A 20,837-nucleotide genomic window follows, 5' to 3' on the forward strand; every position below is an offset into this window, starting at 1 on the left:
AATTTCATATCTCGTTCCCGTATTTCACGACACGAGCCAGCCTTAGATAGCTCTTATCTTAGGCTGGCCCGTCTGTTGTCTAACCTTCATCCATTATTATACATCGAAAGCCCCTCATGTATTCAATAATTGATTGGAAGGCTATTCACAATGATCGTTGCATGAAACTCATTCATCCCCAAAATCCATATTTTAAGTTAAGTGATAAGAACTCGTTTTGAAAAATGATTGATCAAAACGGGTTAGTTCTTTGTGAAATAGCTAACGTTTCTTTCCTAGAGATCCTATTCTACTAAGGATTCTGTTATTTTCCCATCTAGTTTTTTAATCGCATGCACCGAATTATCCTGAATGATGCCTGTTTCTACAAAACCAAATGAAGCGTATAATTCTTTAGCTATGACATTACTTTTATGATAAAAGAGGTCTACATATTGAGCTTCCCCATATGGGATATTTTCAATATCCGCCAACATTTTTTCAAAGGCAAGCTTGCCATATCCTTCCCCCTGATAACTCTTATCAATCATAAAATGCCATATGAAATAGGTCTTCTTCCCGTAATAAACTTCATTTTGAAATGATTCATGATCCGTCGTATCATAAATATACATCAAAAATCCGACCGCAACTCCATTGGCATAAATGGCAATGGGAGTCGCTGGTATCCCGTCTGCGTTCAACATATGAGCGTCTGCAAAGCTTCTGAGGTTAGTAGTTTGTATAAAGTCTTTCTGGTTTTCTTCAACTTCAAGTGCTATTACTTCATCTATGTTATCCCCGGTTATCTTTCGTAATTCAATCATTTTTTATCTCCTCTCCTAAGACAAGCCACTTCCACACATAATCTAAAACATTCCAATTATCATTTTTGCTTGCGAGTTTCTTCATCACAATTTTTCATTAGTACCTCCCCCCACCTAATTAGCTATATTTTACAATTATAGCATCTCACAAATGATATAGAAGGTAATAAACTAATTATAACTAAACTGTACTTAAGCTTAATAAAATGAGCAGGCTGCGGCAGCCTGCTCAACAAGATGTGTTATTAAATTATTGTTGCCTAACCTTATCAACCGAAAAAGAAATCCAAAACATTCGAGCCAGCCGAAGATTTTTTATTGTAAAATCTACTTAATTACCTCAGTTCCCCATCCATCGTATTCACCATTACATTCTCCTGCTATATCAACAAGAATATCCGTAACTTCATTTATCGAATGGTAGTCGACGTAATCAGAACGGGAGATTTTAGAATAAATTTTTTCTTCATTAGAGGGAACTGATTCGACATCGAATCCCTCAAGTTTAACCTTAGCGTCGAAATTTTCTTTATCTTCGATAGATTGAAAATAGATCCAATGTTCTACCGTTCTCTCATTCTCCAATGTATCCCCTGACTCCTGTAATTGTTCGACAACTTTTCTATTCCCCATATGTTGAATTTGATATTTGTCGGGGTAAAGGTAATCAAAATAAAGATCCCAAGGATTTTCTTCTTCGATATGAAGAACCTCTATCTCATATCCATGTTCAGAGAAAACCTTTTCTGCTGCTTTTTCTAGTTCGTACGGTTTAGAAAAATAATAGAATACATCGCGTATCCCATCAGAAGTTGCCCTTCCAACATGAAATCCAAAACCAATAATTCCATCATTAATTTTGTCTTCTAGGTCGTTGATTAATTCAGCCTCTTCATTAATAGGGGTACCGCTAGTTCCTGGGTTCTTAATTCGTATTCGTAAAACCATCGGATGTGGATATTCCGATTTCTCAATTTCCTTCCAGATATCCATATCCAATACAATTGATGCAAACTTACCTTCAATCTCACAAAAATAAATATCCCAATGATTAGACATATACACTATACCTCCTCAAGAAATTTGCCTAACTCCTACCTACTCATGCTTTCATCATGTGAGATTCTGTGTTGGTGAGCTTTCTTCCATGTTATTACTTCTTCCAACCGAGGTCGTATGCCTGCTGCGTGAAAAACTTATGTTAGAAAAAATTGTTTATGATTCAAAAGATCTCTTATATGTTCTCGACAATTTATAAATACAATTCTAATCGTGCACTTACCATCTCCTCTGGATAAATCCAGTTCAGCCGTATAACACTCCCATAATTGACTTTCTAGAATTAACGAAAAAACCCAACCTTAGATAGCTCTTATCTTAGGCTGGGTCGTTAGTCGTCTAACCTTCATCCATTATTATACATCTGGCAATCAAGGGGCGAAAGCCCAGGCGTGAATACTTTGTTATAGGATCTCTGCGGCATCATAAAATACTTCAAATTAACGCTCTTCTGAATGTAATATCTGATCGTTTACAAACGCTTTAATGAAGAATAGTTCATCTCCAATAGGCTGCCTACCATTTTCTTTTTCAAAAGTCTCTAAGGATGCATCTAATGAAGTTGAATTTACGGCTTTACTGGCCGATCTTAGCTGTTTCCAGAACAAATCCATTTCTTCAATATCGCAAATCGATTCATGACCAGCAATAAAATGACTCGCATCGAATTTCTGAATATCTTCTATCATTGGCTCTAAATGAGACTTTTTATAGTGAAATAAAGAATTTTTGGTTGTACCATAAAAACTATCTCCAAGGAAAATTGCTTTTTCATCGGGAACATAAACAATGGTTGAATCATCAGTATGAGTGCTTCTGATTCTCTCAATAACACAATTCTTATTTCCTAAGTCAAGAACAAGAGTCCCATCAAAAACAATATCTGAAGAATTTAATTTGAACACATCCCTATTAGGCACTTCACTCTTGATAATCTCCACACACAGTGAATCCATCTTTTTTAGCATCTACATATTCTTGAAGAGAGCGATCGTCAAAAGAATAGCTTCGCCACTTATTCAATAATTGATCGGTAAGGCTATTCACAATGATCGTTGCATTATACTCATTCATCCCCAAAAAATGATCCCAGTGTGCATGTGTGATCACCAGGAACTTAACCGGAGGTACGTTTACCTTTTCGATTTCATTCAAAAAATCTCTAGCATGTTGAACAGAATTTCCTGCATCGATGACTAGACTATATTTGTCTCCACAAACCAACCCTAATGTCGGTCTTTCTTTCTCGTTTTGGTTAGATAAATAATAAATGGAATCACTCAATTTATTTAACATACAATATCCCCTCTTTTAAGAACTTTCGTTTCTCACGAGTCTCTTCATCACAATTTTTCATTGGTACCAACTCCCCACCCATTTAGTTATATTTTACAATTATAGCATCTCACAAATGATATAGAAGGTAATAAACAATTATAACTAAACTGTACTTAAGCTTAATAAAATGAGCAGGCTGCGGTAGCCTGCTCAACAAAAAGTGTTATAAAATTATTGTTGCTTTATCTTATGAACCGAAAAAGAAATCAAGAACATTCGAGCCAGCCGAAGATTTTTTATTGTAAAATTCGGAATACCCGCAATTGGCGCAGTACACGACTATAAATTGATTGTGCTGAATATCGAACATTTTGGATAGCCCTGTGCCGGTCATTGCTACTTCTTTCGTCCTTGCGTCTTTGCTTCCGCATTTGATGCATCCTTTTTCACTCATACATCTGTCACTCCCCAACATGTTATGTTTCTTCGTACGTTTCCAATGCATATAAGGTTGCGAAAAACAGAATGAATCTAATTTTCAATTAGGCTGGGTCGTTAGTTGTGTGCTGTATCTTCCTCGATCGATTATTTTTTATTAAATGAGCTAGACTGCAATAAATAACACCATTATTATTAACTAGGCTCTGTTAAATTTAATTGTTGTTTTTAAAAATATAATTTTTGAAACCTGATTTATTGTGATTTAAGTATAGTAAGAGAGATTTACAACAATAAGGAATATACACGATTTTATGCAAGATAGAGAACACACCCCTCAAGCGCAAATACAGTTGTTTCAACCATTTGAGCCATCTGTATAAAATAATGTATAAAAAATGTTCACAAGAAAAGGCACGAAACGCTGTTAAATCAACGTTCGTGCCTTTTTTAAAATGTCCCCCAACTTGCGTTTGGGAACGTTATTTACATTTGTTTTGTATACGCTATAAATCCTTATTGCACTAAAGTACCCCGTTATTGAAACAAGAACGCTTATCAAACAATCGTACCCTTTTATGGAAATAGGTTCCGTTTTATATACTCAGACATATTTTTCTGGTATGTACAACCGCATATAAAGATAACCCTCCTCCATATCGTCTGTTATTTCAAAGCCTATGTTGCTCCAAAATTTTTGTGCGGTTATATTTTCTAAATTAACTGGTAAGGAAATCCTACTTGCATTGTATTCTTTCCACAAATATTCAACACAAAGCCTAGCCGCTGCAGATCCATAGCCTCTTTTTTGAAAACGGCTATCTATCATAAAATTTATGATTTGGGGGTTATTTTCGCCAATATACATTAAAACATAGCCCACCATCACATTATCGGCATAAATTGCAAAGGGGCGTGAGTCATCATAAAACACCCACGCTTCGGCTAAAGACCACGCTACAGAGTCTACAAAGACCGCATTGGTATCAGCTGTATGCAAGTTTAAACATTCTTCATAATTGTCCTGATTAATTGCTCTTAACTCCACCAAAAAATATCACCTTCCAAACATAGTTAAGGATGTTTAATGTAAATAATTCAACTTTTGAAAAGTGGAATTAGCAAATAAATCTTAATACAACCTGGAAATCCTAGAACTTAATGCTCCAACTGATTTTGAAGCTCATACTCTGAGCGTATTTACTTGTTTTAAATATCTTTTTAATTATTGAAATTTATGCTGATTAACCTGTTAATTGTGTTGTTAATTGCACTTTTCTCATCATCAACCGAACCCGTTACCCATAAGAGCGAGATTCCTTATGTACCCAAACTTTATCTTTAACAGAGCCTTTATATAAAACTCCTCTGGTATTCCCCCATATTGTTCTACCTTTTGCAAAAAAGTTCATTAGTCATATTTTCAGGCTCCCATACTGTGTCCAAATATAACATATTCATCGTCATATTCTAATTGTTCACTTATTCTTTTGGCGATATCTTCACTTGCTTCACCAACAGACTGGTAGCAAGGCTCTCTGAATCGAGTTCCTCTTCCAGCCAATTCACTCATAAACAATTCATATCTATCCGGCAGTAGTTTTTTCCATTCATAAAATACATTTACTTACGCTCCAGCATATGGAATAGGAATTACTTTTATTTTGTTTATTTCACTCACTCCTAATTATACTTCTCTATTCCCCGCTGCTCTGCCAGCAATAAATTCACCATATCACTATAGCTATTCAAACCGTCTGTCTGATTATTCGCCTTCAGATATACGTCATTTACATTTCTTGAAATACTTGAAATAATACCCTCATACTTATCCCGGTACTGCTCATTTTGTTCTATATCATGCTGCACCGCCTTGGACAGACTGGACATTATATCAGACGCCTTATCTGGATCAACCTTCTTTAGCTCAGATATAGAATAATCAAATGCTAGAAAAAAACCACTATAAAGCATCATTGGATCATCCTGCTGCTTACATGCCAGATAAGCTATAAAATTTGCCTCATCCTCATGCATGAAACCACTCTGATGTGCCAATTCATGCGCCATAGTAGCAGGCGCCAAGAAAACTGGCACATTAACATTGATATTGGATTCATAAGTAAAAGGGACAAAAATACCATGTATCCCTGCATGCGACATTAGTTTTGACATCACAACTGGTTTTGGTCTTGAATATGAATGCTCCAAAACAGGATATTTCTTTGATAACATTTGCATCGAGAACACTGCGTGTTGTGCATAATAATCAAAAACATCTGGTACATGAGCCAAAAGATCAGTATCCGCTAACTTTTCCCTTGCCAATTCCATTTCAACGGCAAGCGACTTACTCAATTTGACCAGTTCCTCCTTGCTGTAGTTCTCCTCTTTATATTCGGTATGAGACAAAAAAGAATATCTGTGATAGTTTATTCCACCCAAAATAGTATAACAAAAATATATCACGCTACAGATCGCAACTATTCCTAGAGTACCACGATAAACTACCATCCTACGTGCACGTTTACTCATGATGACCTTGCGCACATAATAAACGATATAAAATAGCAAAAGCAACACAACCAACACTACGAGCCATTCACTAACAGAAAATTCGACCCAAGAAGGTACAAATCCTAAGGTTTTTGACAATAACGGATATACAGACCTACTGTATTTTTCCGCCCAATCCTGATGGTTCTGTGCGTATTTTGTCAGTATATAAGCTATAACTCCAAGTGAGATCCACGGCAATCTCTTAAGTAAAAGCTTTTTAATAATGTACTCCTCCTATCCGGTACTATTAGGTCTATTACTTGAAACAGCTTGTCGGGCGATTTCAGCAGCCACTGTACCTGTTAACTCTGAACTCGTTTCCATTTGTAAATTCAATCTGCACCTAACATCTTTCCATTTTTCACTCCTGTAGCATCAATGACTAAAGCTATCCATTCCTCTTTAGGTTGCTCCTCTAAACTAATGTCTAGTTTTTTCATGGCTTCTTCAACCGAAGACTCAAGTTGCATTTGATAAAATTGCATTGCCAAACGAAAAATATAATCATTTGCTGCTATATTGTACCAGTGAAGTTCTTGTACCGAAAATACTTTATTATAGGATACTAGCGGCTTCTTCGAAACGTGTTAAATTAATGCTCTTGTAAATTTAATATCTGATCGTTTACAAACGCTTTAATGAAGAATAGTTCATCTCCAATTGGCTTCCTTTTATTTTCATTCTCAAAAGTCTCTAATGATTCCTCTAATGAAGTTGAATTTGCGGCTTTACTGGCCGATCTTAGCTCTTTCCAGAACAAATCCATTTCTTCGATATCGCAAATCGATTCATGACCAGCTATGAAATGACTCGCGTCGAATTTCTGAATATCTTCTATCATTCGCTCTAAATGAGACTTTTTATAGTGAAATAAAGAATTTTTGGTTGTCCCATAAAAACTATCTCCAAGGAAAATTGCTTTTTCATCGGGAACATAAACAATGGTTGAATCATCAGTATGAGTGCTACTGATTCTCTCAATAACACAAATCTTATTTCCTAAGTCAAGAACGAGAGACCCCTCAAAAACAATATCCGAAGATTTTAATTTGAACACATCCCGATTTGGCACTTCATTCTTGATAATCTCCACACACTGCGAAGTCATCTTTTTAGCATCTACATATTCTTGAAGAGAGTGATCGTCAAAAGAATAGCTTCGCCACGTATTCAATAATTGATTGGTAAGGCTATTCACAATAATCGTAGCATTATACTCATTCATCCCCAAAAAGTGATCCCAATGTGCATGTGTGATTACCAAATACTTAACCGGAGGTATGTTTAATTTCTCGATTTCATTTAAAAAATCCCTAGCATGTTGAACAGAATTTCCTGCATCGATGACTAGACTATATTTGTCTCCACAAACCAACCCTAATGTCGGTCTTTCGATTTCATTTTGGTTAGATAAATAATAAATGGAATCACTTAATTTATTTAGCATACAATATCCCCTCTTTTAAGAACTTTCGTTTCTCGCGAGTCTCTTCATCACAATTTTTCATTAGTTACCTACTCCCCGTCTATTTAGTTATATTTTATAATTATAACATCCCACAAATGATATAGAAGGGTAGTAAACAATTATAACTAAACTGTACTTAAGCTACAGAATGAGTGATTTTAAATGTGGCTTCAGCAACGGCGTTGTGGTAAGGACAACCTTTCATGCTTAAAGAACAACCGATTTGGAACGTAATCAACGTTTCGTCGATCAACTTGTTCTTAAACTTAATAATTCGTCTCCTGAACACGATATATCCACGTTCATGAAGCTTGAAACTTCTTGAATCCCTTAACAGTTGTTATTCACTTTCCGTTCTACAATTTCTTTTATAATCCCAGTATATCTATCAACATCAAAACTAAAGTCTATGTCATTCGTATTCATTAAGCTTTTGAGATACTGAAATTTTTGTACTAACTCTTCTGAAAAATTTATAATATGATCCCACGAAAAAATAAACGTATTTGAACTTTTAACTGAACGATCCTCAAAAGGAGTTTGCTCTGTCAACCAAATCACAAATTTGTCCTCATGGATAACTTCAACATAATAACCTCCGCATCCAAATATTCCACAAGTACATGTAAACATAGGATATCTACCTGGAGTCAGTAAGGACTTGAAAAACTCTTCTTCTACAAACACTTCTTCTTCATCCAACTTATCGCTGTTGATGAATAGGGAAATTCTCCAATCGATAACTGGAACCATTCGTCCTTTGACTCTCGAGATATTTTTGTATGTTTTTCTGGTCTCTATCTCCATCTCAATAGATAATTTATCTTGATTACCTTTATGATCCATTATTGAATAGTTCCCCATGGCTCTCACCCCATTAAACGCAGGTCGTTAGACTTAGCTAGTGCAGGATTGTCTGTCTAAGCCTGTTTTTCCGGAATTCCTCTGCAGACCAAAGAGCATGATCTCCAAAGCATGAATACGGTGTTATACGATGTATCTTCCTTCTTCGATTACACTATTTCAACCAGTATTCCTTCATCTTTATAATTCTCTAGTTCTTCAAGGTTAACCCATGTCGGTTCATTATTCCTTAACTTATGAAACCGGATTATGCTATCATCTTCGTGAAAAGTCAGGATGATTAGAAAACGATAATTGGGAAAGTCTAATTTCAGCTTCGCCGCCCACATACTGACAACTTTCTTAGCGAATCTTAAACCCTCTATTGGATTATCTTCAAAAAATGTAGATACATCCCTCATATGAACATGACTCTCTGCAGCTTCAAAACCTGTTCGATCTCCGAATTGACTAAGTATGAAATCCAAATTTAATTTTCTTTCTGGCTCACTATCTTTTTGAATTATGACGCAACCATCTATTTCGATAAAAGTAGGCCAAATCTTAGACAATGGGACTTCGAGGTTCCCTCATTTTTAACTTTCTTAATCGCTGTTTTACTTTTATGATTACAAATAAGATTACAGAGATACAAATATTATTTAGCAATAATAGATAAGCTAGTAAATAATCATTCTGAAATACATCTTGCTGATTCAAGATAAAATAAGAACCATGTACATAGGGTAGATAAAAAAACCAAATAATTACTGGGCCAAACCAACTGCTACTTTGAGCATTATTGATTTCTTGCACATATATCGAAAATAGTAAAATCCAAAATAAGATACCTATGATTGATATAAATGAGACAGAGATAATGTTTTGTATATTTCGCTCTGATACTTTAATGAATAATCCCACTACCAAATAACTTACCCATCCAATCATATCAACCCATAAAGTATTTGATAAAAATTGATCATGTAAGTAAAGGAACGAAACCCAAAATCCAAATGAGAAAAATAAATGTAACCCCAATGACATTAGGATATTTTTCTTTGTTTGTTCATCAAATATCTTAATAATATTCACTACTCCTTTCACCTAGCATTCTTGCCATTCACGACATGCCCTTGCCTTAGATACCACTTTTTTTGATAGAGGCGTATGTTGTCTAAACTCCTTCCTTACTGATTCTTCTGACAACCAAAGGCCGTAAGAATCGATGCGTGAAATTGGATATTTCCTTCTTTCAAAGATTTTTCAGCTTCCTCAAAAGCCGCAAGTAGATACTTTCGATCTTCCTCCACCGAATCACCTCATTCCCATCCTTCGGTCATTTCATATCTCGTTCCCGTAATTTACGACACGAGCCAGCCTTAGATAGCTCTTATCATAGGCTGGCTCGTCTGTTGTCTAATCTTCATCCATTATTATACATCTGACAACCAAGGGGCGAAAGCCCCTCAGCGAAGAGTTGTTGTTAAAAGAGAAGGCAGCATATGAAGAGTCTTGGAGCTCTTTCCAAGGTGTTTTTTATTTATACGGGTATTTCGACTTATATAAAAGGAATTGGTATCGTTCTGTCGAACTATTATATGGATCTACACATTTCTACAAGGGGACGATTATGCATCATGTTTACAATCACAAATTGGAATAGCGAATTAAGCCATAGGCGATTCCGCATGAACTTTGCGCGCCTTGGGCTTCTTGCACTATTCCTTACGCTAGTCTTTTACTTTATTTTTATGCCGCTTAATAAGGCAGCCGCAAGCGCTGACTCAACGGCTTACACGCAGGATCAATTAGATGCCCTTGAGATGCTGAATGAGGTTCGCCTAAGCGTTGGCCTGCCACCGTTAAAGCTTAATAAAGAAATAACGCAAGCAGCCATCAATCATGCAAAATATTATAATTTGCACGAACGCGGAAAGAAAGTTACCTTAAGTGCCCATCAAGAAAAAATGGGACTGGAAGGGTTTACGGGGACTGGACCTTTTGAACGAATGAAAGCCGCCGGCTGGAATTATGGAACTTCATACCGAACGGGTGAAGACATGCATTTTGGACAGAAGAGCAGCACGATGGCCATGCAAAGCTGGCTGGATACCGCCTATCATCGTGACATTATTTTAGGTTCTGCCTATAACGAGATCGGTATCGCGCTTGTTGATGGAACAGCTGTTGTGAATCTAGGCGGTTCATACCAGTCCTCCATGCAAAGCAACCGTATCTTTGTCTATCCTTATCAAGGGATGACCAATGTGCCAGTAGGATTCTACGGGAATGAAGTGCCGAATCCATTGGATCAGTTCAATATCGGGCATTCAGGCTATATTATTTCTGCGTCAGTCCCTGGCAAGCTGGATTGGCATGAAGCAAGCATCACGGACGAGAAGGGAAATAACGTTCCTTTTTATGAGGAAGTCTCGAGCGGGCGTACCCTGTTCCTTTATCCGAAGTCCATATTGCAGGGTTATCATACATATCGCGTCAATCTGGCATACCGTACCGATAGCTCATCCGAGACGCAGCATCTATCCTGGTCCTTCAAGACCGGCAAGGGCCATCAGTTAGTGAGCATATCAGGAGCTGCGAAAGAGATTCTGATTAATGAAGGCGAAGAGGCCTCCATTCGGATTACAGGACGATATGACGATAATGTCACGGAACCCCTGACAAACCAAATACGTTATGTCAGCAGTAATGAAACAGGGCTAAAGCTCGTGTCCCCTGCTACCTTCAAGGGAATAAAGGCGGGCAATTATTACGTTACCGCTCATGTGGGGAATCTGTCCTCTGAACGAATTCAGGTCAAGGTTCTGCCACGCTTAAAGACGAAGACTTATCCGCCACTGAATGCAAGCAAGCCCGCAAGCACGGTAACAGAAGCTGAATTCTGGACGATGTTCCTGCAGCAGTATCAAATCCATATTGAGGCTTACGCACCAGCTAAAAAGATGCATGCCGCCGATGCTGCCTACCGGATTGCTGAAATGCGAAACATCCCGCTGCTTGGATTGACTAGCATTCCAGCTAGAGATAAGCCGATTACGAGAGGGAAGGTTGCAGAAATTATAGCTGCGGCTGACGGCGTCCATTACGTCAAATACAATGCCATCTGGTATGTGCTTGGTATGAATTATATGAAAGGGACTACGGATTCAACGCTCAATGGCTTTGAGCCAGACCGTACAATGACTCGCGGCGAGGCTGTTCAATTGCTTACAGAACTGAAGCCTAATCTGAAGTCATTGCGCGCAAGACCAGCCAGTCGGACACCTGTTGAATTCCTGCCTCCCTTACCTGAACGAGAAGTCTACAAGAAACCTGAAGTGATCAAAGATTATACGCTCATTGCCACCTATCATCCTGATCGTACCTTAACGGTTGAAGGCAAATTCACCATTCTTGCTGGCCAACAGACGACGATGATGGTACAGACGGGCGGGAAGAAGCCAAATCAAATTGAAGATGTAACGGTATCCGTTGATCGTGAAGGCAACTTCAAAGTCACATCTGGCCCGTACACAGAAGATTCTTTAAACCTATACTTGAAGACAGCTGGAGCTACGTATTGGATCTCTGTCGAAGCCAATGCGATGAATGTCAACGAATATACCCCCAAGCCATAATGCTAATAGTGGTTTCGTATGAACCTTTTTAGGGTGAACATATCTCGAATGTAATAAAAACGAACTCCTTGTACTTTAGAAAAGGTGCAGGGGGTTCATTTTTTGTCATCCGCAGCACGAGTCAGGATATTTACCAATGATATGTTTCAGATCCGATAAGTTTCTTTATATCGCTATCTGAGCGTAGTTTATCAACCATCATCAGGCATATCAGGATCTCGACCGTTTTCCATAATGTTTAACTCATGTTGCAGCTTCTCAAATGCGTGCTTGCTTCTTATCTGCATCCAGAATTCTACTATCGCGAGCTCTCGCCACTACATATCCCCCCATCCCCCATAGAAGAAGGACGCTTACTAAAATGAGCAGGCTGCGGTAGCCTGCTCAACAAGATGGGATATTAAATTATTGTTGCCTTACCTTATCAACCGAAAAAGAAATCAAGAACATTCGAGCCAGCCGAAGATTTTTTATTGTAAAATTCGGAATACCCGCAATTTGCACAGTACACGACTATAAATTGATTGTGCTGAATATCAAACATTTTGGATAGCCCTGTGCCGGTCATAGCTACTTCTTTCGTCCTTGCGTCTCGGCTTCCGCATTTGATGCATCCTTTTTCACTCATACATCTGTCACTCCCCAACATGTTATGTTTCTTGGTACGTTTCCAATGCCTATAAGGTTGCGAAAAAAACATAAACTCACTACCACGATCGGTATGGAATAAATTGAATCTGACGTAGATCACCTTGTAGAGAAGCAAATGGCCCGTGTGGTGCAGAAGTTATAGGTTATTTATATAATTTCTTTTGAGTGTTTCTTTTTCTATGTATAATTCTTCTAGTCACATAAAAAGCAAGCCCTATTGATATCAGAAGCGTTATGAGGCTTCGCAAATATACACCTGAAAAAATTGATGATATTATCGCACTTACAAATACTTGAACAATGATTAGCAAAACAATGAATACTGCAATAGCATAAAGAAACTTCTTGATGTTAAACAGAATAGTCATTCCCTTCCCATAAGGTTCCTTTAATAATTGAATGCATAAACCTCTTATCTTATTCGCTCATGAACTTGGAAGTTTCCGATAACCTTGGTGTGTTCACGACGCCGAGACCCTTAAATGTAAAACTTAGGGTCTCAGGTTTGTCTACCTAAATTCTCTTCTTCGGATTGACTATTAATCTTCTTCGTACTTGTCACACAAAGAATCATTTTCCTTCAGCATTTCAATTACCTTTATTTCATATTTCTTCGCTAAAACCCATCCATTTAATCCATACGACGATGAAATCACAAAATACTCATATTGCTCTCTCTTTAATTTTTCTTCTAGTTCGTTGATCGTACTATAGTCCATAGGCCATCCATAATTCTTTTGTTCTTCTAATATTTCTTTATTACCTTCAATAAAATGGTGAATATCATAGTTATCTATATCAAAAATAATACTGCCGGGTAATTGGGTTTCAAAAAAATGAGCAAGAACGTCATAAAAAAAGATCTTTGTATTTTCAATAATGTTTGAATTTTCATATTCAGTATGTAATACAATTCTGTTTTTCTTTAAATTAACTTCATACGATATGATTTCATTATCATGTACTAACGACATGTGTAAATCTCTCCTTAACTTAAAGTTTCCTGTGAGGATTTCATATAACGTTTCCGTGTTCACGACGCGACCCAGCCTTAAGCCTTACTCTTGAACTGAGATACAATAGATTTTAGTTCATTTAAGTCTTCTATAACTACATCAGCTTGAGCAAGTTCATCTTCTTGCGCAAAATCAAAATTACATCCGATTGCAACCAAACCATTATCCTTAGCTGCATTTATATCCGATATTCGATCCCCTACTACTGCACCATGAGTAATACCATACTTATCTATAATGGTCTTCACCAAATCAGATTTATTCAATGATTCTATCTGCTGGATACTAAATGTTTCAGTAACCCAGTTATCCAAATCATAAAACTTTACTATCGCATCTAAATACGCTATTAAGCCATTACTCGCTATGAAAATTGAGCAATTATTCTCTGTTAAAAAGCTGAAAACTTCCTTTACATGAGGATATAAATCCCCTTTTCCACTTCTAATATTCTCAATTAATCTCTCTAAAAAATAGTTATCAGTTTGTTCTCTTACTTCTATGGAATGATTGGGTAATAAAGTTTCCCATACTTTGGGCAATGGTGCGCCCATAATTTCACGATACTTATCTATGGGAGTTTCTTTATCCCATTTATTTCGTGACTTCAGATGATTAAAGGTATCTTCGAGTGAACTTTCTAAAATCTTATCGGTTTGAAAAAGTGTGCCATCCATATCAAAGAAGAATGATTGAATCATTGATTTCTACTCCTTTTCTTGTCCCTTAGAACAAAATATATTTCCCATATTGCTATCTCAAAACTACTGGCAGCGTGGAAGGCAACGTGCAGCTTACTCCCAGCTCGTTCTCCATGAAACCCCGCAGATTGCATTGGTGAAGTAAAATGAAATAACTGTGTTTCTATGGTTTGAATAGGCTGGATTAGGTTCCGCTGTAAGCTATTATAACCTTAAGCGGCACTCTTTCAAGCTGAAAATAAACCGTTGTACGAGTCCTCCAATACCGCAAGATCGAATTAATAGGGAAGAGATTTTCGACGAAGCCAGAGATGGAAAGAGAGAATTGATGGTTCAGGTATGGTATCCGGCTCAAGCCGGCACCGGCAAGTACGCTCCTTTTATTCCCGATACCCAGATTTTACGTTATATGGCCGCGAACTATGGCCTTCCCGGGTTTACTTTACAACACCTGAAGTACGTATCCAGTCATGCTTATTCGGGGGCCGAAGTCTCTTCGGCACAGACTTCATACCCGCTGATCCTTGCAAATCCCGGCTTCGGCTCATCCAGGTTCCTCCACACGGCGCAAGCCGAAAATCTCGCGAGTCACGGCTATATCGTGGCAGTGATCGACCACACCTACAATACATTTGCAACCGAGTTTCCGGACGGTCGAATCACGACCAGCACAACCAACGACTTATTCTCGCCCGACCATGATTACCGGACGGAAAGAGGTAATCGCGACAAGTTGGGAAAAGTTTTAACCGACAATGTGGCGTTTGCGCTGGATCAATTCGAGCTCATCCAATCGGGGCAGATTCCAAGTCATCTTAAAGGGAGCATTGATCTCGGTCATGTCGGGGTGTTCGGTCATTCCATCGGCGGAGCGACAGCCTATGACGCTTCTTACGATCCGCGAATCGCGGTTGGAGTAGACTTGGATGGAGGGCTTATCGACTGCGTGACAGAGAGAGTCTGCGAAAGCCGTTTTTGTTCATCAACTCGGAAAGCGAATTCGAAAGATTAGAAATGGTGAAGGATAACCATGTCTACACGGATGCAGAGCTTAACCGTATGGGCAACACAAGAGAGTGGATGGATTAACGGAAGATAAAAAGTTGGAGCTTGAACGGATGCGCGAAACGGTTGCTTCAGGGGGGCAATTCCTCTATATCGACAATACGGAGCATTTGAATTTTGTCGACGTACAGTTCATTTCTCCGATTTTCAAAATGCTGGGCATTACAGGAAAGATTGCGCCCGAAAGAGCGAGCTCCATTATCAATGCCTATATGCTGGATTTCTTCGATATGTATCTGAAACATCAAGGCGGAATCTTAATGAAAGGACCGGATAGCCGCTTTCCGGAGGTGAAGTTCGTAAGCTCGCTATTATAAATTACGGAACAGGCTACAGATATTGATCAGCATGCTCCCCTTCAAGTAAACAGGTTTAATAAATAATTCGCTACTTGAAGGGGAGTTTCCTTTATCTAAGAAGAACGAATACAATGCGATTGAGAAACTAGCCATCACAGGAGTTAAAAGCAGAAGAAGAGTTAACCGAGTCTGACCTCCAGAAGCTTGAGATGAAGAAGCTGGAGTATTCTTGTACCTACGAACCTGAGAATTTATTGCCTACCTCATCTTGCTCGCCAAGGGCATAGATACGTTGTTATGTGTTAATTACTTACTTGATTATTTAATATGGTTTCATCAGGGTTTAATACATATTGCCATACTTCATTATTTTCTCCTCTATAAAAATATGAATACATGATAGCTTGTTTTTCCTTCAAAATAATAAATAGTTGATATTCTATATCTCCTTTTTTGATAGCATCATGTTCAACCTTATTCAAATCAGGCTTATATTTATATTCTGGTTTTGTTCTATCGAAGAGCCAAACATCACTATTATCTACATGATCACTTATAGGTTCTTGTCCGAATGCCTCCTGCATCTCAACCTCGGTCATTCCAATTTTTGCTGTCTTCTTGAAGTATTCAAGATCAATCGTTTGATTTGATTTATGATTTGAAGAACATCCTGAAATTATGATTGTAATCAATATTAATGGGAGAAAAAAGGCTGCGCACTTTTGACTCATTTTGTTTCACCTCTTTTGATTTTTTCAGCCGACCCACGAACAATGTTACTATCAAGTTTTCTTTTTCTTATTATCCTTTTCATTTCCTCGCTTAAAATTCCCAGTTGCTTTTGCCATTATTAATTGAACTTCTTTATGATCTTTATTTGACATTTTTTTGTAAAAAACCTTTCACTCTCCTTCCCGGCTAGAATGGTTACTTGTTTGCCCATCCAGTAAATAATTGTTTTATTATCTTTCGTTTGTCTATAAGTAAACACTTCTTCACTAAGTTTATCTCGCTTATCAATGTTACTAATAGAGCTCACTTCCAATCCGTTGAAATATTTTTGAATTAAAGCAATGAATGGATATGAAATTGCACTGATTTCACCTAACGTTCTTGAATCCCACGACAAGACCCAGCCCTTAGATAGCTCTTATCTTTGACTAGGTCTTATGTTGTCTCATGCGCTTCCATGCTTATACATCTGAAACCAAAGGGCGAAACGATGATATCTGATGTCATCTGCCTTATTTGATACCCATTCAAGATCTTTCAAGTTGCTTTAAATAATATATGATCCCGGCTCGATCAACGTTTGAAAATTGTAATGGGTTGCTACTAATTAATTCTGATAGCTCCTTTATGGTAATCCATTTAATATCTGTCGTTTCATCCCCGCTATTTACTATCTCTCCTTCAGCTTTACATCTAAAATAATACCCTACTGAATCAATTGGCCCTCTTATTGTTTGATATGCTCCAAAGGGCTTCATACATTCAACTTCAAATTCTGGATCTATTCCGGTCGTATCAATTCTTGTGTCTTCTCCTTCAATTTCTGTTACTTCCAGCCCAGTCTCTTCCCTTACTTCTCTTCTCAATGCTTGTGTTAATGATTCATATGGTTCAATTTGTCCTCCGGGTAATTCAATCTTTAATGGTTCGTTGGGTTTATTTCTTGTCTGAATTACAATTTGTCTTTCATTATTGAAATCTCTTTCAATTATCGCTCTGGAATTAACAAAGAACATATAATCAATCCCTTCCAACAATTTGTATTTCCAAAAAAAGAAAGAGAGAATTTCTTCTCTCTTTCCTTACTTAGTAAGATAACTGAAGTCTTATTGAATTGGTTCAATTTTACAACAAATTTACGTTTTTTGTAACCATGAATTAGATCTATCAATCTCATTGTTCGATACCCTATCAAGACTTCCGAACATTCGGAAGTCTACTTTTTTACCTTAATTCCACACAATCCTCCTTTTTACATCAACTATAACAATTCAGTAAACAATTTTCATTATTTTCGGATATTTAGAAAATTATTTTCTAAAAGCGTTTACAAAATATTTTTATTTGTTAGCCTAAAGGCATCAGAGGAATTCATCTTACGAGTAAAGGAGCGAAGCGTACATGAATCAGTATGATGTAGTTGTAATGGGTGGCGGCATCGCCGGAGCTATGGCAGCCATCGCCGCATCCAAGACCGGGGCGAAGACACTTATTGTCGAGTCTCATGGCTTTCTTGGTGGCACACTGACCGCTAACGGCGTCGGCCCGATGATGACTTTCCATGCCGGCGAGAAGCAGGTCATTCAGGGCTTCACCGGGGAACTGATCGAGCGGCTGAAGCGGTTGGGCAAATCCCCGGGTCATATTTTCGACACGGTCGGATTCACCTATTCCGTTACCCCGTTTGACGCCGAAGCGATGAAGCATGAGCTGGAGCTAATGGTCATGGAAGCGGGCGGTGATATTTTGTACCATACGATGCTGGCAGGCGTTTATACGGATAATGGCCGCATCACGGGCATACAAGTCTGCAATAAATCTGGGCTCAGCGACATCTATGCCTCCGTCTTCATCGACGCAACGGGTGATGGCGACCTCTCGGCCCTTGCCGGAGTCGTATACACCAAAGGGCGCGAATCCGACGGAGCAACGCAGCCGATGACCCTGAAAATGAAAATGTACAACGTCGATATCCCAAGGGTCAAGGAATATATTCACAGTCATCCGGAAGACTTTCCGCTGTATAACGGGGATACCTCCATTATTGAGAAGTCCCCACGTCTGTCGGTTGGCGGCTTCGACAGCCTGTTCAGACTAGCCAAGGAGCGGGGCGAAATCTCCATTCCTCGTGAAAATATTTTGTTCTTTGAGACCAATAACCCGGGTGAGGTCATCCTCAATACAACGCGGATTATCGGCTATGACGCAACCGATGCGCACAGTCTCAGCCAGGCAGAAATGGAAGGCCGCAAGCAGTGTCGTGAGCTGGAGCTGTTTGTCCGCAAATACATACCGGGATTTGAGCATGCAGTTGTGGAGTCCACCGGACCAAGCATCGGTGTTCGCGGCTCGCGCCAAATCAAAGGCATCTACACGCTGGCTGCTGAGGATATTTTGCAGCAGCGCCTGTTCGACGATACGATCGCCCATTCTGGTTATCCGATCGACATCCATAGCCCGGACGGCGAGGGCACCAAGCATCAGAAACTGGAATGGGGCGGCGTATATAGCATTCCTTATTCCTGCATGATTACCTCCTCCGTACATAACCTGATCGTCATCGGCCGCTGCATCTCGGCAACTTTTGAAGCGCAAGCAGCGATGAGAACCACTCCGACGACCGGAGCCATCGGTCATGGTGGCGGGATTGCCGCTGCACTCGCGGCGCTTGAGGGCAAGAACGTACAAGACATCGACATCAAGAAAGTGCAGACGATTCTCAAAGAGCAAGGAGCATATCTGGAAATTTAGCTCAACTTCTTTCACCCATTTGGAGAGGGGAAATTCAGATGACAACTACAATGTGGTTCCAAGCAATCGGTATTCTGCTCGTATTTCTGGTGTTTGTTGGGCTGATGATGACGCGCAAGCTGCCAACCATTCTGGCGCTTCCGTGCATGGCGATTCTGTTCGCCATTATCGCAGGCGTACCGCTATTATCAAGTGATCCAGAGACTGCAACAATCGCCAAGACGATTCTGGCCGGAGGCTCGATGAAGCTATCTGGCGCCATTGCTGGACTCATCTTCGGTGCCTGGTTCGGCCAAATTCTGAACAAAGTCGGCATCACCAAATCCATTATTCGCAAGGCGGCCGAGTTGGCCGGAGATAAACCTGTACTTATAGCTATTCTATTTTTCATTACCTCATCCATTATTTTTTCTGCAGCAGGAGGACTAGGCATGGTCATCCTCGTCGGCACGATCGTCATTCCGATTATGCTAACGGCAGGCATTTCACAATTCGTCGCTTCCATCGTTGTTCTACTGGCCGTTGGCGTTGGATCCCTGTTCAACGTTTCCAACTGGGCTGTATATGTTGATGTGCTCGGTCTTTCCGTAGACCAAATCGCCAACTACACGTTGGTTGTGGCTTCCCCACTGATCTTCATTGCCCTAGCCATGATCGTGTTCTATATCCGGAAAGATGGCAAAGGCCGCAAAGCTTGGACAATGCCAGCGGCAACACCTGGCGGCGGTGACAAAAAGGTGCCTGCAATTTCCCTAATTAGCCCGCTCGTACCGGTACTGCTCGTCTTTATCTTCAAAATCGATATCGTTCCAGCCGTTATTGCCGGGGCGATCGTCACGATCCTGCTCACCTGGCCGAAGCGTCCGATCCATATCCTCTCCAGTGCGCTGGTAGAAGGAATTCAAGACGTCGCTGGCGCGCTGGGACTCATGATCGGTATCGGCATCCTACTTAGCTCTGTAATGTCGCCGCAGGTATCGGCGGTCATCTCGCCGCTGATCGAGTCCGTGCTGCCGAATACCCCACTAATGTTTATCCTGTTCTTCACGATTCTGTCGCCGCTGGCCATCTACCGCGGACCGCTGAACGTATGGGGCCTTGGCAGTGGTATCGCCGCCCTGTTCGTATCTGCGGGTATGACTCCGGTAGCTGCAATGCTTGCCCTGCGCGCTGTCAGCAACGTGCAATCCGTCTCCGACCCTACGAACTCGCATAACGTATGGGTGGCTGACTTTACGAAGAGCGATATTAACGAAATTCTGAAGAAAACACTGCCATGGACAATGGTATCCGTCTTGATCGCCGTTATCATTGGATCGTTTATGGTGTTTTAAAGCTTCGTAATAACAACCTAATTAAAATCGAGTTCAAAAAGGCCGCTTTTCAGCACCGAAGCTTATGCTTCCGATGTGCGTTTTTTCAAAACGCTTCAGTTGGATGAAGCTAGGGACTGAGGAGCGCAGCGTACGCGGTTTGTACGTGAGTAAAACCGGGTACAAGGGCCCTGCGAAAACCTTTACAAGGTTCAAG

At 39.5% G+C, this 20,837-nt stretch carries 21 protein-coding genes and 3 pseudogenes; 4 read left to right on the forward strand and 20 right to left on the reverse strand.

Annotation, left to right across the window (positions count from 1 at the left end):
- Window positions 1–284 precede the first annotated feature (284 nt).
- The 14 genes and pseudogenes from AZ66_RS11250 to AZ66_RS33315 form a co-directional block, all read right to left on the reverse strand.
- On the reverse strand, window positions 285–806 hold the full coding sequence (locus tag AZ66_RS11250) for a GNAT family N-acetyltransferase (protein WP_044354943.1): 522 nt from the start codon (window positions 804–806) through the stop codon (window positions 285–287).
- Between the two features lie 327 nt (window positions 807–1,133).
- Window positions 1,134–1,865, reverse strand: coding sequence for a DUF695 domain-containing protein (locus AZ66_RS11255; RefSeq protein ID WP_044354945.1), 732 nt, complete (start codon window positions 1,863–1,865; stop codon window positions 1,134–1,136).
- 440 nt (window positions 1,866–2,305) lie between these two features.
- Window positions 2,306–2,806, reverse strand: coding sequence for a hypothetical protein (locus AZ66_RS32560; RefSeq protein ID WP_231586830.1), 501 nt, complete (start codon window positions 2,804–2,806; stop codon window positions 2,306–2,308).
- Complete coding sequence (locus tag AZ66_RS32565) at window positions 2,787–3,161, reverse strand: MBL fold metallo-hydrolase (RefSeq protein WP_231586831.1); 375 nt, start codon at window positions 3,159–3,161, stop codon at window positions 2,787–2,789. Before AZ66_RS32565 ends, AZ66_RS32560 begins: the two co-directional genes overlap by 20 nt.
- Window positions 3,162–3,390: 229 nt before the next feature.
- Entirely contained in the window at window positions 3,391–3,597 is a 207-nt protein-coding gene (locus tag AZ66_RS11265) for a zinc ribbon domain-containing protein (RefSeq protein ID WP_044354947.1), read from the reverse strand.
- 588 nt (window positions 3,598–4,185) lie between these two features.
- Window positions 4,186–4,629 carry a GNAT family N-acetyltransferase gene (locus tag AZ66_RS11270; RefSeq protein ID WP_197081697.1) on the reverse strand — a complete coding sequence of 148 codons (444 nt, stop codon included), beginning with the start codon at window positions 4,627–4,629 and terminating at the stop codon, window positions 4,186–4,188.
- A 635-nt stretch (window positions 4,630–5,264) separates the two neighbouring features.
- Window positions 5,265–6,329: a DUF3810 domain-containing protein gene (locus tag AZ66_RS11275; RefSeq protein ID WP_044354965.1), complete on the reverse strand. Its 1,065-nt coding sequence runs from the start codon at window positions 6,327–6,329 to the stop codon at window positions 5,265–5,267.
- A gap of 143 nt (window positions 6,330–6,472) precedes the next feature.
- The gene (locus tag AZ66_RS32570; protein ID WP_231586833.1) at window positions 6,473–6,631 is read right to left on the reverse strand and encodes a hypothetical protein; all 159 of its coding nucleotides are present in this window, start codon (window positions 6,629–6,631) and stop codon (window positions 6,473–6,475) included.
- Between the two features lie 101 nt (window positions 6,632–6,732).
- Complete coding sequence (locus tag AZ66_RS11280) at window positions 6,733–7,587, reverse strand: MBL fold metallo-hydrolase (RefSeq protein ID WP_044354950.1); 855 nt, start codon at window positions 7,585–7,587, stop codon at window positions 6,733–6,735.
- Window positions 7,588–7,762: 175 nt separating this feature from the next.
- Window positions 7,763–7,876 (reverse strand): annotated as a pseudogene (locus AZ66_RS31870) (IS3 family transposase); the annotation flags it as partial.
- Window positions 7,877–7,938: 62 nt separating this feature from the next.
- Entirely contained in the window at window positions 7,939–8,472 is a 534-nt protein-coding gene (locus tag AZ66_RS11285; RefSeq protein WP_044354952.1) for a hypothetical protein, read from the reverse strand.
- 149 nt (window positions 8,473–8,621) lie between these two features.
- A complete protein-coding gene (locus AZ66_RS11290; RefSeq protein WP_231586834.1) occupies window positions 8,622–9,023 on the reverse strand; it encodes a hypothetical protein in 402 nt (133 codons plus the stop codon).
- Window positions 9,016–9,546: a hypothetical protein gene (locus AZ66_RS11295; protein WP_044354953.1), complete on the reverse strand. Its 531-nt coding sequence runs from the start codon at window positions 9,544–9,546 to the stop codon at window positions 9,016–9,018. Before AZ66_RS11295 ends, AZ66_RS11290 begins: the two co-directional genes overlap by 8 nt.
- Before the next feature lie 95 nt (window positions 9,547–9,641).
- Window positions 9,642–9,764 carry a hypothetical protein gene (locus AZ66_RS33315; RefSeq protein WP_269433073.1) on the reverse strand — a complete coding sequence of 41 codons (123 nt, stop codon included), beginning with the start codon at window positions 9,762–9,764 and terminating at the stop codon, window positions 9,642–9,644.
- A 327-nt stretch (window positions 9,765–10,091) separates the two neighbouring features.
- Between AZ66_RS33315 and AZ66_RS11300 the strand changes: the two genes are divergently transcribed.
- A complete protein-coding gene (locus AZ66_RS11300; RefSeq protein ID WP_197081698.1) occupies window positions 10,092–12,092 on the forward strand; it encodes a CAP domain-containing protein in 2,001 nt (666 codons plus the stop codon).
- A gap of 424 nt (window positions 12,093–12,516) precedes the next feature.
- On the opposite strand, the gene AZ66_RS11305 is transcribed toward AZ66_RS11300, so the two are convergent.
- The 3 genes from AZ66_RS11305 to AZ66_RS11315 all read right to left on the reverse strand — a co-directional run bounded on the left by AZ66_RS11305 (window position 12,517) and on the right by AZ66_RS11315 (window position 14,460).
- A complete protein-coding gene (locus tag AZ66_RS11305; RefSeq protein ID WP_021260544.1) occupies window positions 12,517–12,720 on the reverse strand; it encodes a zinc ribbon domain-containing protein in 204 nt (67 codons plus the stop codon).
- A 562-nt stretch (window positions 12,721–13,282) separates the two neighbouring features.
- The gene (locus tag AZ66_RS11310) at window positions 13,283–13,717 is read right to left on the reverse strand and encodes a hypothetical protein (RefSeq protein WP_044354956.1); all 435 of its coding nucleotides are present in this window, start codon (window positions 13,715–13,717) and stop codon (window positions 13,283–13,285) included.
- Window positions 13,718–13,794: 77 nt separating this feature from the next.
- Window positions 13,795–14,460 carry an HAD family hydrolase gene (locus AZ66_RS11315; RefSeq protein ID WP_044354957.1) on the reverse strand — a complete coding sequence of 222 codons (666 nt, stop codon included), beginning with the start codon at window positions 14,458–14,460 and terminating at the stop codon, window positions 13,795–13,797.
- A gap of 280 nt (window positions 14,461–14,740) precedes the next feature.
- Here AZ66_RS11315 and AZ66_RS11320 point away from each other — a divergent pair.
- Window positions 14,741–15,842: pseudogene (locus tag AZ66_RS11320) on the forward strand (alpha/beta hydrolase family protein); the annotation flags it as partial.
- A gap of 284 nt (window positions 15,843–16,126) precedes the next feature.
- On the opposite strand, the gene AZ66_RS11325 reads toward AZ66_RS11320, so the two are convergent.
- The 3 genes and pseudogenes from AZ66_RS11325 to AZ66_RS11335 form a co-directional block, all read right to left on the reverse strand.
- Window positions 16,127–16,555 (reverse strand): hypothetical protein, encoded by a 429-nt coding sequence (locus tag AZ66_RS11325; RefSeq protein WP_044354958.1) that lies wholly within the window; start codon window positions 16,553–16,555, stop codon window positions 16,127–16,129.
- 51 nt (window positions 16,556–16,606) lie between these two features.
- Window positions 16,607–16,854, reverse strand: a pseudogene (locus tag AZ66_RS32575) (hypothetical protein).
- A 229-nt stretch (window positions 16,855–17,083) separates the two neighbouring features.
- Window positions 17,084–17,590 carry an NUDIX hydrolase gene (locus AZ66_RS11335; protein WP_231586835.1) on the reverse strand — a complete coding sequence of 169 codons (507 nt, stop codon included), beginning with the start codon at window positions 17,588–17,590 and terminating at the stop codon, window positions 17,084–17,086.
- A 367-nt stretch (window positions 17,591–17,957) separates the two neighbouring features.
- Between AZ66_RS11335 and AZ66_RS11340 the strand changes: the two genes are divergently transcribed.
- Together AZ66_RS11340 and AZ66_RS11345 are read left to right on the forward strand one after the other, a co-directional pair.
- Window positions 17,958–19,307: an FAD-dependent oxidoreductase gene (locus AZ66_RS11340; protein WP_044354960.1), complete on the forward strand. Its 1,350-nt coding sequence runs from the start codon at window positions 17,958–17,960 to the stop codon at window positions 19,305–19,307.
- Window positions 19,308–19,345: 38 nt separating this feature from the next.
- Window positions 19,346–20,641: a citrate transporter gene (locus tag AZ66_RS11345; protein ID WP_082061544.1), complete on the forward strand. Its 1,296-nt coding sequence runs from the start codon at window positions 19,346–19,348 to the stop codon at window positions 20,639–20,641.
- The last annotated feature ends 196 nt before the right edge of the window (window positions 20,642–20,837 follow it).

The organism is Paenibacillus sp. E194, assembly GCF_000935845.1.
Taxonomy (GTDB): domain Bacteria; phylum Bacillota; class Bacilli; order Paenibacillales; family Paenibacillaceae; genus Paenibacillus_B; species Paenibacillus_B alvei_B.

Coding starts and splice junctions, on each gene's coding strand:
- AZ66_RS11250 (WP_044354943.1), bottom strand. CDS start 806: ATGATTGAATTACGAAAGATAACCGGGGATAACATAGATGAAGTAATA.
- AZ66_RS11255 (WP_044354945.1), bottom strand. CDS start 1,865: ATGTCTAATCATTGGGATATTTATTTTTGTGAGATTGAAGGTAAGTTT.
- AZ66_RS32565 (WP_231586831.1), bottom strand. CDS start 3,161: ATGTTAAATAAATTGAGTGATTCCATTTATTATTTATCTAACCAAAAC.
- AZ66_RS11265 (WP_044354947.1), bottom strand. CDS start 3,597: ATGAGTGAAAAAGGATGCATCAAATGCGGAAGCAAAGACGCAAGGACG.
- AZ66_RS11280 (WP_044354950.1), bottom strand. CDS start 7,587: ATGCTAAATAAATTAAGTGATTCCATTTATTATTTATCTAACCAAAAT.
- AZ66_RS11285 (WP_044354952.1), bottom strand. CDS start 8,472: ATGGGGAACTATTCAATAATGGATCATAAAGGTAATCAAGATAAATTA.
- AZ66_RS11300 (WP_197081698.1), top strand. CDS start 10,092: ATGTTTACAATCACAAATTGGAATAGCGAATTAAGCCATAGGCGATTC.
- AZ66_RS11305 (WP_021260544.1), bottom strand. CDS start 12,720: ATGAGTGAAAAAGGATGCATCAAATGCGGAAGCCGAGACGCAAGGACG.
- AZ66_RS11310 (WP_044354956.1), bottom strand. CDS start 13,717: ATGTCGTTAGTACATGATAATGAAATCATATCGTATGAAGTTAATTTA.
- AZ66_RS11315 (WP_044354957.1), bottom strand. CDS start 14,460: ATGATTCAATCATTCTTCTTTGATATGGATGGCACACTTTTTCAAACC.
- AZ66_RS11325 (WP_044354958.1), bottom strand. CDS start 16,555: ATGAGTCAAAAGTGCGCAGCCTTTTTTCTCCCATTAATATTGATTACA.
- AZ66_RS11340 (WP_044354960.1), top strand. CDS start 17,958: ATGAATCAGTATGATGTAGTTGTAATGGGTGGCGGCATCGCCGGAGCT.
- AZ66_RS11345 (WP_082061544.1), top strand. CDS start 19,346: ATGACAACTACAATGTGGTTCCAAGCAATCGGTATTCTGCTCGTATTT.